Raw genomic sequence first — 15962 nt, 5'->3', positions numbered from 1 at the left:
CGCAGTCCCTTCGCGCTACGCTGCGCGGTATAAAGACGCCACTGCCAATCCGAACCTGCCTCCGAGAGCACGCTCGATGTTCCAGCCCAAGCCCGACGACTTCCTCGCCCTGCTCCAGGCCATGCCGCTGTGCGTGATCCTCCACGACGCGCAGACCAAGGAAATCCTCTGGGCGAACAACGCAGCGCTGGCCGTGCTCGGCTTCACCCTCGAAGAGCTGGTACCGCTGAAAGCGCCGGACATGACCGCCAAGGCCCCGCAGTACCGCCGCTCGGTCGGCCTGCGCTGGCTGGAAGGCGCCGCGCGCACCGGGCAGCGCACCATCGAGTGGTGCTACCGCTCCAAGCAGGGCGTGGAAATCCTCTCTGAAGCCGTCGCCACCCGCGTCCACCTGCAGGAGCGCGATGTGCTGATGGTGCAGTTCCGCGACATCTCGAAGGAGAAGCAGGTCGAGCGCGACCTGCAGCGTTTCGAGAGCCGCCTGAAGGCCTTCATGCAGGACCTCGCCGAAGGCGTGGCGGTGCTGGATGCCGACGGCAACCTGCGTTTCTTGAGCGAATCCGCCCTGCCCCTGCTGGGCGGCAGCCAGGACGACTGGCTGGCGCACAACTTCCTCGGCCGCTGCGACACCGCCACGCGCCCGCGCCTGGAACACCACCTCGCCATGCAGCCGCCGAGCCGCGAGCCCTATTCCGTCAGTTACCAGTTGCAGCGCCTGGACGGCGAATGGCGCTGGCACCACGCGACCTGCCGCTACATCGAGATCGAGGACGACCTGGTCGGCCACCTGCTGCTGTTCCGCGACGTCACCGAACAGGTGCGCGCGGCCCAGGCGCAGCGCCAGAGCGACCAGAAGCTGGAGTACCTGGCGCGCTACAACGCCATGGGCGAGATGGCCTTGGCGATTGCCCACGAGCTCAGCCAACCGCTGGCGGCCACGCGCAACTTCATCGAGGGCGCGCTGATCCGCCTGGACCGCGAACAGAAGACCGAAGCCTCCGCCGCCTGGGGCCTGGACAGCGCGGTGCGACAGATCGAGCACGCCTCGCTGATCATCAAGAGCGTGCGCGAATACGTGGTGAAGCTGGAGCAGGCCGAGCAGCGCATCGACCTCAACGAACTGCTCGGCGAAACCCTCTACTTCATCAGCCTCAAGGCCCAGCCGAGCAATGTGCGCGTGGAGCTGGAGCGCTGCGAGGAGCCGCTGTGGGTGAGCTGCGAGAAGGTGCTGGTCGGCCAGGTGATCCTCAACCTGGCCTTCAACGCCATCGAGGAGATGCTCAACCTCCCCGAAGAGCGCCGCCTGCTGCGCATTCGCACTTCTAGCGAAGGGAACAGCGCGCGATTGTCAGTCCTCGATCAGGGCCGGGGCATCGATGCCGGCGCCAAGGAACGGCTGTTCGATGGCTTCTTCACGTCGAAGGTGAGCGGCAACGGCATTGGTCTGGCGCTGTGCCAGAGCATCGTCTCGCGGCATCGCGGTGATATCTGGGCGGAGAATGTCGAGCCGTGTGGCGCGATGTTCTGTTTCGAGTTGCCGTTGGCGGAGTGATTGACCGCCGGCCCAGCCGGCGGGTCGCGGGCATGGCCCGCTCCTACAAAAGAAGGCCGGCGCACACCCTGCTTTTCGCTCCCGAAGACTTCCAGAGAAATATCCGTGCGCGCCGAGTGCCCCGTTCAGGAGGCCTCGTTGAAGCGAAAAACCGGATGTCCGGGGCAAGCCTTTTGGTTACTTTTTGGGGGCGGCCTTCCGTCGTTTGGAAAAGTAACTCGCCCGAGGGGGCGAAACACTATGTCCGCGCGCACGCCGAAGCGACGCAGAAACACCCAAGTCAATGCAGCACCGTAGGGCGCATAACCTGGAACAGGTTATCCGCCATTCCCGGCGGATAACGCTGGCGCGTTATGCGCCCTACGAAATGCGCCATCGCTAGGCTCCACCAAAGAAAACGGCGCCCGCGGGCGCCGTTATCGGTTCAGGAACAACTCACCCCTGGGACTTCTTGATGATCGCCTCGGCGATGTTCGCTGGCGCCTCGGCGTACTTGGTGAACTCCATCGAGTAGCTCGCCCGCCCCTGAGACATCGAACGCACGTCCGTGGCGTAGCCGAACATCTCGCCCAGCGGCACCTCGGCGCGGATGACCTTGCCCGCCGGGGTGTCTTCCATGCCCTGGATCAGTCCGCGCCGGCGGTTGAGGTCGCCCATCACGTCGCCCATGTAATCCTCCGGCGTCACCACCTCGACCTTCATCACCGGCTCCAGCAGCACCGCGCCGCCCTTCTGCGAGAGCTGCTTGGTGGCCATGGAAGCGGCGATCTTGAACGCCATCTCGCTGGAGTCGACGTCGTGGTAGGAGCCGTCGAACACCGAGGCCTTCAGGCCGATCAGCGGGTAGCCGGCGAGCACGCCGTTCTGCATCTGTTCCTCGATGCCCTTCTGGATCGCCGGGATGAACTCGCGCGGGATCACGCCGCCGACCACCTCGTTGACGAACTCCAGCCCGTCCTTGCCCTCGTCGCCCGGCTCGAAGCGAATCCAGCAGTGGCCGAACTGGCCACGGCCACCGGACTGGCGGACGAACTTGCCTTCGATCTCGCACTTCCTGCGGATCGCCTCGCGGTAGGCCACCTGCGGCTTGCCGATGTTGGCCTCGACGTTGAACTCGCGGCGCATGCGGTCGACGATGATGTCCAGGTGCAACTCGCCCATGCCGGAGATGATGGTCTGCCCGGTTTCCTCATCGGTTTTCACGCGGAACGAGGGGTCTTCCTGGGCCAGCTTGGACAGGGCGATGCCCATCTTCTCCTGGTCGGCCTTGGTCTTGGGTTCCACGGCCACGGAGATCACCGGATCGGGGAAGTCCATGCGCTCGAGGATGATCGGCTTGTCGATGGAGCACAGGGTGTCGCCGGTGGTGACGTCCTTCATGCCGATCAGCGCGGCGATGTCGCCGGCGCGCACTTCCTTGATCTCTTCGCGCTGGTTGGCGTGCATCTGCACCATGCGGCCGACGCGCTCCTTCTTGATCTTCACCGAGTTGAGCACGGCGTCGCCGCTGCTCAGTACGCCGGAATAGACACGGGCGAAGGTCAGGGTGCCGACGAAGGGGTCGGTGGCGATCTTGAAGGCGAGCGCGGAGAACGGCTCGCTGTCGTCAGCGTGGCGTTCCAGGTGCTTCTCTTCGTCGTCCGGATCGGTGCCGTTGATCGCGGGGATTTCCGTGGGCGCCGGCAGGTAGTCGATCACCGCGTCGAGCACCAGCGGCACGCCCTTGTTCTTGAACGAGGAACCCAGCACCGCCGGGACGATCTGGTTGGCCAGGGTGCGCTGGCGCAGGCCGGCCTTGATCTCCTCGATGGTCAGTTCCTGGCCTTCGAGGTACTTGTTCATCAGGTCGTCGTTGGCTTCGGCCGCGGCCTCGACCATGTGTGCGCGCCACTCGTCCGCCAGCGCCTGCAGTTCGGCCGGGATGGGTTCCTCGGTGTAGCTGGTGCCCTGGTCGGCGTCGTTCCAGACGATGGCCTTCATCTTCACCAGGTCGATCTGCCCGGCGAAGGTTTCCTCCGAGCCGATGGCCAGCTGGATCGGCACCGGGGTATGCCCCAGGCGCTGCTTGATCTGCGCCACCACGCGGAGGAAGTCGGCGCCCTGGCGGTCCATCTTGTTGACGTAGGCCAGGCGCGGCACGTGGTACTTGTTGGCCTGGCGCCAGACCGTCTCGGATTGCGGCTCGACGCCATCGGCGCCGCTGAACACCACCACCGCGCCGTCGAGCACGCGCAGGGAGCGTTCCACCTCGATGGTGAAGTCCACGTGGCCGGGGGTGTCGATGATGTTGAAGCGGTACTTGTTGGGGTACTGCTTGGAGGAGCCCTGCCAGAACGCCGTGGTGGCCGCCGAGGTGATGGTGATGCCGCGCTCCTGTTCCTGCACCATCCAGTCCATGGTCGCCGCGCCGTCGTGCACCTCGCCCATCTTGTGGTTCACACCGGTGTAGAAAAGGATGCGCTCGGTCGTCGTGGTCTTGCCGGCGTCGACGTGGGCGACGATGCCGATGTTGCGGTAAAGCTCGATGGGCGTGGTGCGAGCCATGGTGTGCTCCGTATCTGCTGGGTGACTGCCGGGCCTGCTGCTGCGGGTCCGTTGCCTGCGCGGGACGGCGAGAGGAAGTACGGCGTCAGAAATTTCTGAGCGCAACAGGCTCAAGGTAGCGCGTCTTCGTGGCAATTCCAGTGTCGGAGGGTCGCGGGCGGCGTCGTCCGACCGGCTGCGCCGCCGTGCCATTGCGCTATGCGGCGGGAAAACCATAAAATGATAGGCATTCTCAAATGAAAATCTGACGCACACACTGTGGCCCTCGTCGAAACCCCGTCCCCGCAGCATCTGCACACCCTCTACAACGAGCACAACGGCTGGCTCCAGCAGTGGCTGCGCGGCAGGCTGGGCAACGCCTGGGATGCCGCCGACCTCGCCCATGACACCTTCCTGCGCCTGCTGCGGCGGCCGCTGGAGGACCTCGGCGAGCGCCCGCGCGCCCTCCTCACCCACATCGCCAAGGGCCTGCTGGTGGACCGCTGGCGGCGTCAGGAGATCGAACGCGCCTATCTGGAAAGCGTCGCCGCGCTGCCCGAAGAGCAGGCGCCCGGCCCAGAAACCCGCGAGCTGATCCTCGAAGCGCTGGAGCGCATCGATGCCGCCCTGAGCGAGCTGCCGGCACTGACCCGCGAGGCCTTCCTGCTGTCGCAACTGGATGGCCTGACCTACCCGGTGATCGCCGGGCAGCTGGGCATCTCCCTGGCCAGCGTGAAGCGCTACATGCGCGCCGGCTTCGTCGCCTGCCTGAGCATCGCCTGATGCGCGAGCAACCGCTGGACCCCGGCATCCTCGGCGAAGCCGCCGACTGGCTGGTGCGCCTCAACGAACACCCGGCCAGTAGCGCCGACCTGCAGGCCATCGAGCAATGGCGCGCGCGCAGCGCTCAACACGCCGAAGCCTGGCGCCGCGCCGAAGCCCTGCTGGGCCTGCGCCAGCTGCCGCCGGGCCTTGGCCGGCAGAGCCTGCAACGCAGCGGCCTGAGCCGCCGGCAGATGCTCAACCGCCTGGGCGTGCTGATGGCCGTGGCGCCGGCCGCCTGGCTGGCGGCGCGGCAGCTGCCCTGGGCGGAATGGAACGCCGACCTGCGCACCGCCGTGGGCGAGCGCAAGCACCTGCGCCTGCCCGATGGCAGCCAGCTGACCCTGAATACCGACAGCGCGGTGAACGTGGCCTTCAACGCCCGCGAAAGGCGCCTGAGCCTGCTCGAAGGCGAAATCCTCGTCGACGCCCTGCCCGACCCGCGCCCCTTCCTCGTCGACAGCCGCCACGGCCAGCTGCGCACCCCGGCCGCACGTTTCAGCCTGCGCGACCTGGGCGATGCATGCCGCGTCGCGGTGCTCGACAAGGAGGTCAGCATCGAGCTGCCGGGCTACGCAAGCCAGACAGTCGGCGCCGGCCAGCAACTGGTGTTCGGCGCGCAGGGCTTCCAGCCGCTGCAGACAGCGGATGCCAACGCCAGCGCCTGGGAAAACGGCATGCTGCTGGCCCAGGGGATGCGCCTGGACGACCTGCTGGGCGAGCTGGGCCGCTACCGCAGCGGCTTCCTGCGCTGCGACCCGCGCCTGGCGAACCTGCGCGTGACCGGGGCGATACCGCTGGGCGACAGCGACGCCGGCCTCGCGCTGCTGGCGGACATGCTGCCGGTGAAACTGCGGCGGATGACACGCTACTGGGTCACCGTGGAGCCGGCATGAACGACCACCCCCGTAGGGCGCATAACCTGGAACAGGTTATGCGCCGGCATGCCCGTGGCGGATAACGCTGGCGCGTTATGCGCCCTACGAACTGCCGACCGTCCTTGCCATGAGCACCTTTGTAGGATGGGTGGAGCCTAAGCGATACCCATGCTGTTTACGCACGGACCGATGGGTATCGCTGCGCTCCACGCCATCCTACAAATGGCCCCCTCTGAAATTTTTTCACCCATCCCTGACACCTTTTCCAATCTCGCCCGGTGACGAGGAAGACAACCTCCATTCGCCGACAGGAACACTCCATGCTCCTCCGCTCCCGCCTCCGCCCGCACTCCCTCGCCCTGGCCGTCGGCCTGGCCCTTTCCGGCGGCGTCGTGCTACCCAGCCTGGCCGCCGAAGCCGCCAGCCAGCAGCGCCAGTACGACATCGCCCCCGGCCCGCTGGGCGAGGTGCTGGCGCGCTTCGCCGCCCAGGCCGGCGTGCCGCTGGCGTTCGAGGCGCAGGCGCTGAACCGCCAGCAGAGCGCGGGCCTGAAAGGCAGCTTCGCCCCCGAGCAGGGCCTGGAGCAGTTGCTTGAAGGCAGCGGCTACCGCCTGGTGCGCAAGAGCAGCGGCTACGGCGTGGAGGCCGCCCCCGATGACAGCGGCGCCCTGGAAATGGACGCCACCACCGTCAGCGGCGCCGCCCGGCAACCCGGTGACCTGCCGCCCGCCTATGCCGGCGGCCAGGTCGCACGGGGCGCGCAACTGGGCATGATGGGCAACCAGGATATCCAGGACGTGCCCTTCAGCTTCGCCAGCTACACCGCCAAGACCATCCAGGACACCCAGGCGCAGACCGTCGGCGACGTACTGCTCAACGACGCCTCGGTGCGCCAGGGCAACGGCTACGGCAACTTCTCGCAGATCTTCGTCATCCGCGGCCTGCCGCTGAGCACCGACGATGTCTCGCTCAACGGCCTGTACGGCGTCACCCCGCGGCAGATCATCGGCACCGAGTCGCTGGAGCGCGTCGAGCTGTTCAAGGGCCCCAACGCCTTCATCAACGGCGTGACGCCCAGCGGCAGCGGCATCGGCGGCGCGGTCAACCTGCAGACCAAGCGCGCCGAGGACACCCCCACCCGCAGCGTGACCCTGGGCTACGGCAGCGACAACCAGATCGGCGAGCACCTCGACCTCGGCCAGCGCTTCGGCGAGGACAACCGCTTCGGCGCGCGGGTCAACCTGGCCCAGCGCGAAGGCGAGACCGGCGTTGACGACGAGAACCAGCGCTACAAGCTGGCCACCGTCAACCTCGACTACCGTGGCGAGCGCCTGCGCCTGAACACCGACTTCGGCTACCAGAAGCAGCGCATCAACCAGGGCCGCCCGGTGGTCTACGTCGGCAGCGGTGTCACCAGCATCCCCCACGCCCCGGATGCCGACCACAACTACGGCCAGTCCTGGAGCTACTCGCAGCTGGAAGACACCTTCGGCATGTTCCGCGCCGAGTACGACCTCAATGACAACTGGACGGCCTACCTCTCCGGTGGCGCCAAGCACACCCGCGAGAACGGCGCCTACTCCGCGCTGACCCTCAACGACAACAGCGGCGACGCGGGGGGCGGCATGATGGACGCCACCCACGACGAGGACAACAAGAGCGCCATGGCCGGCCTCAACGGCCACTTCGCCACCGGCCCGGTCAGCCACCAGATGAACCTCAGCGTCGCCGGCATCTGGGCCGAACAGCGCAGCGCCTACACCATGACCACCAAGCGCTACCCGACCAACCTCTACAACCCGGTGCAGACGCCCAAGCCCGCGCCGACCCTGGCCGGCGGCGACTACAGCGACCCTGGCATCGTCGGCAAGACGCTGAACAGGAGCGTGGCCGCCGCCGATACCCTGGGCTTCCTCGATGACCGCGTGCTGCTGACCGTCGGCGTGCGCCGCCAGAGCATCGGCACCGACGGCTGGAACTACGTCGGCAAGCGCACCGCCAGCTACGACGAGTCCATCACCACGCCGGTCTACGGCCTGGTGGTGAAACCCACCGAGTACCTGTCGCTCTACGCCAACCGCATCGAAGGTCTGGCCGCCGGCCCGACCGCACCCAGCAGCGCTTCGAACTTCGGCGAAGTCTTCGCGCCGAACCGCTCCAAGCAGGTGGAAGTGGGCGCCAAGCTGGACTTCGGCAGCTACGGCGGCAACCTGGCCTTCTACCGCATCGAGCAGCCGTTCAGCACCACCGACCCGGATTCGAAGATCTTCAGCGTCGATGGCGAACAGGAAAACCGCGGCATCGAACTGAACCTCTTCGGTGAGCCGGTCGACGGCCTGCGCCTGCTGGCCGGTGGCACCTGGATCGACACCGAGCTGAAGAACACTGCCGGCGGCAAGACCGACGGCAACCGTGCCGTGGGCGTGCCGACCTTCCAGTACAACCTGGGCGCCGACTGGGACGTCCCCGGCATCCAGGGCGCCGCCCTCAACGGCCGCGTGCTGCGCACCGGCGGTCAATACCTGGACGCGGCCAACGACCTGAGCATCCCGGCCTGGACCCGCTTCGACCTCGGCGCCCGCTACGCCTTCAAGGTGGACGAGCGCGACGTGACCCTGCGCGCCAACCTGGAAAACGTCGCCAACAAGTCGTACTGGGCCTCCACCATCGGCGGCTACCTGACCCAGGGCGACCCGCGCACCCTGAAGCTGTCGATGACCGTCGACTTCTGATTTCCCCATCGCGACAAGGAAGTCGCACCCCATCCCCCCGCCGCCGGCGCTTCAGCCCGGCGGTGCAGACCCCCGGCAATCAGGCGAAAAGCACTCCCGGCCGTCTCGCCACTGGATCGAAACGCCCTTCCGGGTCCATGCTGGAAGCTCGCCCAATTGCCGGAGTTCGCCCCATGAGCGACGCCATCACCATCGATTTCGTCTCCGACGTGGTCTGCCCCTGGTGTGCCATCGGCCTCAACGGCCTGTTGGCCGCCATCCGCCGGGTAGACGGCGAACTGACCGTGGAACTGCGCATCAAGCCCTTCGAACTGAATGCCGACATGCCCGCCGAAGGGGAAGACCTGGTGGAGCACCTGCAGCGCAAGTACGGCAGCAGCGCCGAGGACATCGCCCGCAATCAGGAGCACCTGCGCTCCATGGGCGAGGAAGTCGGCGTGCACTTCGACCTGAAGAAGCGCAGCCGCATCTACAACACCTTCGACGCCCACCGCCTGCTGCACTGGGCGGGTGAATCGCACCGCGACATCGCCCTGAAGCAGGCGCTGCTGCACGCCTACTTCGGCGAAGGGCGCGACCCGAGCGACCCGGAAGTGCTGCTGGAAGTGGCCGTCAGCGTCGGCCTGGACGCGGTGCGCGCGCGGGAAATCCTCGACAGCGACGCCTACGCCGACGAGGTGGTGGCCGAGGAGGATTTCTACACCAGCCATGGCATCCGCGCGGTGCCGGCAGTGATCCTCAATGGTCGCCAGCTGATCTCCGGGGCGCAGAGCACCGACTACTACGAGCAGGCGCTGCGCCAGGTGGCGCGTAATGCACCGTTGCCGGAGTGAGCCTTCTACCGCAGTGAAAAGGCCCGCTTCGCGCGGGCCTTTTCATTTGGCACGGTCGTTTCCTGCGAACGCGGTGCTCCCCTGTAGGAGCGGACATTATCCGCGAAGGATTGCAGGACCGTAGGGCGCATAATCTGGAACAGGTTATCCGCCGGCACCCGCACGGCGGATAACGCTGGCGCGTTATGCGCCCTGCAAGGGCCGCCCGCCTGCATTTGCCACAAAAGAAAAACGGCGCCCGAAGGCGCCGTTTCTCGTGCAGCATCAGCCGATCAGAGCGCCGACCAGCCGTCCATCTGACCGCCCAGGTCAGCGGAGTGCTCGGACAGCAGCGCCGCGTAGCCGCTGATGTGCTCGTGGGAGAGCTCCATCACCGGGTAGGCCAGGACCTGCCAGGGCAGCTTGTCGTTGCCGTCGTACTCGGAGTACGCCACCTTCTGCCCGTTCTGCAGCAGCATGATGGCGAAGTCCAGGGCGGACTGCTCGTCCGGGAAGATCACCGCGAACTCCACCTCATGCTCGAGGGAGAGGTCTTCGCCGTCTTCCTGCAGGGCCCACAGGGCATCGCCGATTTCGTCTTCCGGGAAAAGCTGCTTGTCGCGGCTCATGTCACTGCTCCAGTTCGATTTACAAAGTGCCCGGTGTGGGCACGCCCGCGCAGGATACCCGTCCTGCATGACAACTGCCGGAAAATCTCGCCGGCACCATCGCCTTTCGTGATGTTCACCATCACGGCGTTTCACTTCCGAGCTTGCCCGCCTGGCGCGAGGATGTGTCCATCGGGCCTGCGCCCTCCCCTCATCGAGCCTGCGACCATGCACAGCACCGAGGCCTACCGCATCACCTACATCACCCTGGACGAGGTGCAACTGCACTTCGAGACCGAAATCGCCATCCCCGACGAGGACGGTGGCCTCGCCCTGCTCCGTGCCGCCACGCCGCCAGCCGAACGCCGGGCGCTGCGCGAACTGATCTGCGAGCAGGCCCCGGCGGTTCTTTCAGCGTAGACCCTGCAAAGCAATAGCCCCGCATTCGCGGGGCTATTGCTTCAGGCTTCGAACCTCACGCCTGCAACTGATTGCCGATCGGTAGCGTGCGGATACGCTTGCCGGTCGCCGCGAACAGCGCGTTGGCCAGCGCCGGCGCCAGGGGCGGCACGCCCGGCTCACCGACACCGGTCGGCGGTTCGGCGGACGGCACGATGTGCACCTCCACTACCGGCATCTCGTTGATGCGCAGCACCTGGAAGTCGTGGAAGTTGGACTGGTCGACCTTGCCGTCGGTCAGCGTGATGGCGCTGTGCAGCGCCGCCGACAGGGCGAAGCCGATGCCTCCCTCCATCTGCGCCTTGATCACGTCCGGGTTGATCGCCAGGCCGCAGTCCACCGCGCAGACCACGCGGTCCACCTTGAAGCTCTTGTCGGCCTTGTAAGTCACCTCGACCACCTGGGCGACGAAGCTGCCGAACGACTCGTGCACGGCGATACCGCGACCGCGCTGTTCGCCGTCCTTGCCCTTTTCCAGCGGCGCCAGCCAGTTCGCCCGCTGCGCCACCAGCTCCAGCGCGCCACGATGACGCGGGTGCTTTTCCAGCAGCTTGCGGCGGAACTCGTACGGGTCCTGCTTGGCAGCAATGGCCGCTTCGTCGACCAGCGTCTCGGTGGAGAACGCCGTGTGGGTATGGCCCACCGAACGCCACCACTGGGTCGGCACCGTGACGTTCTCCGCCAGCGCCTGTTCGACGCGCAGATTCGGCACGGCGTAAGGCAGATCGGCGGCGCCTTCGACGGCGATCTTGTCGACACCGTCCTTGACCATGAACTTCTCGAACGGCGTGCCGACGATGAAGGACTGCCCCACCAGCCGCTGCTCCCAGCCCACCAGGTTGCCCTGGGCATCCACCGCCAGCCGCGCGCGGTGCAGGAAGGCCGGACGGTAGTAGCCGGCGCGGGTGTCGTCCTCGCGGGTCCAGACCATCTTGATCGGCACCTTCACGCCCTGCTCGCGGGCGGCCTTGGCAATGGCCACCGCCTCCAGCACGTAGTCCGAATGCGGATTGGCACGGCGGCCGAAGCTGCCGCCGGCGTACAGCTGGGTGATGCTCACCTGCTCGGGCGGCATGCCCAGCAGCTGCGCCACCGACATCTGGTCGCCGGTCTGCCACTGCTCGCCGTTCCAGATCTGGCAGCCGTCTTCCTTGAGGAAGACCACACAGTTCAGCGGCTCCATGGCCGCGTGGGCGAGATAGGGGAACTGGTATTCCGCCTCGATCAGGTGCGCCGGTTTCTCCAGCGCCTTGCCGATGTCACCTTCGTTGCGCGCCACCAGGCCCGGCTTGCTGGCCATGTCGCGGTACTGGGCGAAGATTTCCTTGCTGCCCATCTTGAAGGCCTTGCTCTCGTCCCACTCGACCTGCAGCGCGTCACGACCCTGGCGCGCGGCCCAGGTGTTCTTCGCCAGTACCGCGACCCCGGCGAAACGCCGCTCGCTGCCGGGGAACTGCACCACGTCGACCACGCCGGGCACGGCCTTGGCCTTGCTCGCATCGACTTTCGCCGGCACGCCGCCGAAGCGCGGCGGGTGGGCGACCACGGCCACCAGCATGTCGGGCAGGTGTACATCCTGGGTGAACTGCGCGGTGCCATCGGTCTTCGAGGGGCTGTCCTTGCGTGGCAGCTTCACCTGGCCGATCAGCTTGAAGTCCTTCGGGTCCTTGAGCTTCACGTCCGCCGGCACCGGCTGCTTCGCCGCCGCCTCGGCCAGTTCGCCAAAGCCGGCCTTGCGCCCGGAAGCCGGATGGGTGACGACGCCGTCGTGCACTTCGATCTGCGCCGCCGGCACCTTCCACTGTTCCGCCGCTGCGCCGACCAGCATGGCGCGGGCGCTGGCGCCGGCCTTGCGCATCTGCTCGAAGGAGTTGGCCATGGCGTTGCTGCCGCCGGTGCCCTGCAGGTTGCCGAAGGCCAGGTTGGCGTAGCGCTTGGCGTCAGCCGGGGCGCCTTCGACCTGCACGTGGCTCCAGTCGGCGTCCAGTTCCTCGGCCACCAGCGTGGCCAGGCCGGTGTAGCTGCCCTGGCCCATTTCCACATGCTTGGCGATCACGGTGACGGTGCCGTCCGGGGCGATGCGCACGAAAGCGTTGGCCTCGAAATCGCTGGCCGCCTGGGCGTCGCCCAGCTTGCCCAGCAGCGGCGCGAAATAGATACCCAGGGCCAGGCCGCCAGCGCCACGCAGGAAGCCGCGGCGGCTGACGTTGAGGATGCTGCCGGGCTGCGCCGGCTGTTCGTCGGTACGGGGTTCGAGCATGACTTCGGTCCTCAAGCCAGGGTCTGGGCGGCGTCGTGGATGGCCGCGCGGATCCGCGCATAGGTGGCGCAGCGGCAGATGTTGCCGCTCATGGCGGCGTCGATGTCAGCGTCGCTGGGCTTCTTGTTCGAAGCCAGCAGCGCAGTGGCCGACATGATCTGCCCGGACTGGCAGTAGCCGCACTGCACCACGTCGAGCTTGCGCCAGGCCTCCTGCACCGCCTTGCCGGCGGCCTGCTCGGCCACCGCCTCGATGGTGGTGATTTTCTTGCCGGCCACCGCCGCCAGCGGGGTGACGCAGGAGCGCGTCGGCTGGCCGTCGATGTGCACGGTGCAGGCGCCGCACAGCGCCATGCCGCAGCCGTACTTGGTGCCGGTCAGCCCGGCGACGTCGCGGATGGCCCAGAGCAGCGGCATCTCACCGGGGGCGTCGAGCTCGTGGTCCTTGCCGTTCAGGTTCACGGTAATCATCAGGAATTTCACCTCTTTCACTGGGTGATAAAAAACAGGGTCTTGAAAGGGAGCCAAGCGCAGCGGCTCCGGCACGCAATGGATTCAGCCTAGGCGCAGCGGCCGGCAGGTGCCGCGACGATACGCGAGGAAGGCGCCGAGCGGTTTGCCTGGTTCTCCCGAGGCTTGCCTGATACTGCGGGGGATATCGCGGTGTATAGAGGCCTCTACTCCGAAGCTTTGCGGCGGACGAGTACAACTCGGAAAACCCATGCTGCTTCTCGCAGGATGGCGTGGAGCGCAGCGATACCCATCAATCCTGCGCGGCGACAGCATGGGTATCGCTTAGGCTCCACCCATCCTACATTTCAGCAAGCCTTTAACCGTCGCCGGGGTAGCGATAATGGGCGCGCACAAAAAAGCCACTCCGAAGAGTGGCTTTTTCAGCTACCGATGACGGATCACTCCGGCATCTTCATCACCACACGGCCGCCGCCCGGGCAGGTTTCCATGTAGTAGTTGGCGTCGCGGTACTGGGCGAAATCGAACACCCGGTCGATGCTCGGCTTGAGCAGCTGGTCGGCGGTCATCTGGTTGATCGCGGTCAGCGCCCGTTGCACGGCTTCGTCGTTGCGGGTCAGGCCGATCTCCGGTTGCCCGGTGAAGTCCAGCACGCAGTGGCGGTAGAACTGCAGGTGCTTCTTGAACGCCGCGCAGGCCGGGAAGGCTGCGTCGTTGCCGCCATTGATGCCGTAGAGGATCAGCTTGCCGCGCGGCGCGGCGACGTCACCCAGCAGTTTCATCTGCGGGCCGGCGCACTGGTCCAGGACGATCTCCACGCCTTCACCCTTGGTGAAGCGTTCGACTTCCAGCACCAGGTCCTGCTCCTCGGTGTAGATGATCTTGTCCGCACCCAGGCCCTTCAGAAACTCGCGCGTTTCCTCATGGCTGGTGGTGGCGATCACCCGGGCGCCGAGCGCCTTGGCCAACTGCACCGCCTGCGGGGCGAGGCAGTGACCGGCCTCGGTGATCAGCACGCGCTGGCCGGGCTTGATCTGCGCCAACTCCACCAGGGCGAAGTAGGAATACAGCAGGCCGGTGTAGTGCACGGCGGCTTCGACCGGGGTCAGCACCTCGGGATAACGGGTCAGCGAGGTGCGCGGCACGATGACGTGGTCGCCCCAGGCCGGGTACAGGTTCGGCGAGTTCGCCGGGAAACTGGCCACCGCCACGCCGGGCTCGAGGTCTTCAACGCCCTCGCCCACGGCTTCGACGATGCCGGAGAGTTCATAGCCGATGCCCGCCGGCAGCTTGGCCTGATCCGGGGCGAGGTTCTGCCGCCAGAGCACGTCGCGCCAACTGACGCCCAGTGCCTGGGTACGGACCAGCACTTCACCCGGCCCCGGCTGCGGGGTCGGCATTTCCTCGATCTTCAGGACCGAGGCGTCACCGAACTGGTGGAAACGGATCATGCGGGACATCACATACCTCGCCTTAGTAGTGCTCATAGCCACGGACTCTATCCGGGCTTTAGGGGTGACGCCACCGTTCACCATTGATAATTGACATAAACGCCGATGATTCGGCCCGCGTTGAAAGCCTTGTCCGGCGCGGCTGCAAGGCTCTGCGACGGGGCTGCGGGAGGGACCGGGGCGACTCTGTTCCTACAGAGTCTGACCACACGGCCGGGGCGAGATTCTCATTAAAAAAGTGGAAATTGATCAAGGACTTATCTGACAGACTTGACTCAGGACACGCTCGGCCCCACTTTTCCCCCATCGCCAGGGAGTCCCTATGAACCGCAACGACCTCCGCAAGGTTGATCTCAACCTGTTGATCGTTTTCGAGACGCTGATGCATGAACGCAGCGTGACCCGCGCCGCCGAGAAGCTGTTCCTCGGCCAGCCGGCGATCAGTGCGGCCCTGGCGCGCCTGCGCGGTCTGTTCGACGATCCGCTGTTCGTCCGCACCGGGCGCAGCATGGAGCCTACCGCGCGGGCGCAGGAAATCTTCGGCCACCTCTCGCCGGCGCTGGACTCCATTTCCACCGCCCTGAGCCGCGCCGCCGACTTCGACCCGGCCACCAGCAAGGCGGTGTTCCGCATCGGCCTGTCCGATGACGTGGAGTTCGGCCTGCTGCCGCCGCTGCTGCGCCGCCTGCGCTCCGAGGCGCCGGGGATCACCCTGGTGGTGCGCCGCGCCAACTACCTGCTGATGCCGCAACTGCTGTCGTCCGGGGAAATTTCCGTAGGCGTGAGCTACACCGACGAGCTGCCGGCCAACGCCAAGCGCAAGACCCTGCGCCGCAGCACCTGGAAGATCCTCCGTGCCGACTCGATTCCCGGTGCGCTGACCCTCGATGACTACTGTGCGCGGCCCCACGCGCTGGTGTCCTACGCCGGCGACCTGGACGGCTTCGTCGACCAGACCCTCGCCGAGATGGACCGCAAGCGCCAGGTGGTGCTGGCCGTGCCGCAGTTCGTCGGCCTCGCCCAGTTGCTGGCCGGCACCGACATCATCGCCACCGTGCCCGAATACGTGGCCCTGGCGCTGACCGCCGCCGGCGGCCTGCGCGCCGAGGAGCCGCCCTTCCCCACCCGCCTGGCCGAGCTGTCCATGGTCTGGCGCGGCGCCCAGGACCAGGACCCGGCCGAGCGCTGGCTGCGCTCGCGCATCACCATGTTCGTGGGTGATCCGGACAGTCTCTGACACCCGACAACCGATTCAACCTGCAGGAGCGCGCCATGCGCGCGATCGCGGGCATGGCCCGCTCCTACAGGGGAACGCGCGCTCGCGGCAATCCCCGTGCCCACTCCTTCTATCTATTCCTGCGCATAGTGCAAAAGCATTTATCACTGCGCGTGATA

The 15962-nt window shown here is 66.6% G+C and carries 12 protein-coding genes; 7 read left to right on the top strand and 5 right to left on the bottom strand.

The features are described from left to right. Window positions 1-76 precede the first annotated feature (76 nt). On the top strand, window positions 77-1552 hold the full coding sequence (locus IB261_RS12350; RefSeq protein WP_151186739.1) for a PAS domain-containing sensor histidine kinase: 1476 nt from the start codon (window positions 77-79) through the stop codon (window positions 1550-1552). Window positions 1553-1987: 435 nt separating this feature from the next. Here the strand turns inward: IB261_RS12350 and fusA are convergent, their stop codons facing one another. Continuing rightward, on the bottom strand, window positions 1988-4096 hold the full coding sequence (fusA, locus tag IB261_RS12345) for an elongation factor G (protein WP_081516807.1): 2109 nt from the start codon (window positions 4094-4096) through the stop codon (window positions 1988-1990). Between the two features lie 258 nt (window positions 4097-4354). Here fusA and IB261_RS12340 point away from each other — a divergent pair, with 258 nt between their 5' ends. The 4 genes from IB261_RS12340 (at window position 4355) to IB261_RS12325 (ending at window position 9340) form a co-directional block, all read left to right on the top strand. Further along, window positions 4355-4858, top strand: a complete 504-nt coding sequence (locus tag IB261_RS12340) for a sigma-70 family RNA polymerase sigma factor (protein ID WP_151186738.1) — start codon at window positions 4355-4357, stop codon at window positions 4856-4858. Then, window positions 4858-5793, top strand: a complete 936-nt coding sequence (locus IB261_RS12335; protein WP_192382970.1) for a FecR domain-containing protein — start codon at window positions 4858-4860, stop codon at window positions 5791-5793. Before IB261_RS12340 ends, IB261_RS12335 begins: the two co-directional genes overlap by 1 nt. 302 nt (window positions 5794-6095) lie before the next feature. Continuing rightward, the gene (locus tag IB261_RS12330; protein WP_192382971.1) at window positions 6096-8507 is read left to right on the top strand and encodes a TonB-dependent receptor; all 2412 of its coding nucleotides are present in this window, start codon (window positions 6096-6098) and stop codon (window positions 8505-8507) included. 173 nt (window positions 8508-8680) lie between these two features. Continuing rightward, complete coding sequence (locus IB261_RS12325; RefSeq protein WP_192211239.1) at window positions 8681-9340, top strand: DsbA family oxidoreductase; 660 nt, start codon at window positions 8681-8683, stop codon at window positions 9338-9340. A 272-nt stretch (window positions 9341-9612) separates the two neighbouring features. On the opposite strand, the gene IB261_RS12320 is transcribed toward IB261_RS12325, so the two are convergent. After that, a complete protein-coding gene (locus IB261_RS12320) occupies window positions 9613-9948 on the bottom strand; it encodes a ribonuclease E inhibitor RraB (protein WP_024762270.1) in 336 nt (111 codons plus the stop codon). Window positions 9949-10155: 207 nt separating this feature from the next. On the opposite strand from IB261_RS12320, the gene ptrC reads away from it, so the two are divergent. Then, complete coding sequence (ptrC, locus tag IB261_RS12315; RefSeq protein WP_081516802.1) at window positions 10156-10347, top strand: type III secretion system co-regulatory protein PtrC; 192 nt, start codon at window positions 10156-10158, stop codon at window positions 10345-10347. Between the two features lie 55 nt (window positions 10348-10402). Here the strand turns inward: ptrC and IB261_RS12310 are convergent, their stop codons facing one another. From IB261_RS12310 to IB261_RS12300, 3 genes are all read right to left on the bottom strand, one after another. Beyond that, complete coding sequence (locus tag IB261_RS12310; RefSeq protein WP_081516801.1) at window positions 10403-12646, bottom strand: xanthine dehydrogenase family protein molybdopterin-binding subunit; 2244 nt, start codon at window positions 12644-12646, stop codon at window positions 10403-10405. Between the two features lie 11 nt (window positions 12647-12657). Beyond that, a complete protein-coding gene (locus IB261_RS12305; RefSeq protein WP_081516800.1) occupies window positions 12658-13116 on the bottom strand; it encodes a (2Fe-2S)-binding protein in 459 nt (152 codons plus the stop codon). Between the two features lie 440 nt (window positions 13117-13556). After that, complete coding sequence (locus IB261_RS12300) at window positions 13557-14576, bottom strand: zinc-dependent alcohol dehydrogenase family protein (protein ID WP_192382972.1); 1020 nt, start codon at window positions 14574-14576, stop codon at window positions 13557-13559. Between the two features lie 313 nt (window positions 14577-14889). Between IB261_RS12300 and IB261_RS12295 the strand changes: the two genes are divergently transcribed. Then, window positions 14890-15804, top strand: a complete 915-nt coding sequence (locus IB261_RS12295) for a LysR family transcriptional regulator (RefSeq protein ID WP_017517481.1) — start codon at window positions 14890-14892, stop codon at window positions 15802-15804. Window positions 15805-15962 lie beyond the last annotated feature (158 nt).

Source organism: Pseudomonas sp. PDM20, assembly GCF_014852575.3.
In the GTDB taxonomy this organism is placed as follows: Bacteria; Pseudomonadota; Gammaproteobacteria; order Pseudomonadales; family Pseudomonadaceae; genus Pseudomonas.
This window is presented reverse-complemented; position numbering and strand designations above follow the sequence as displayed.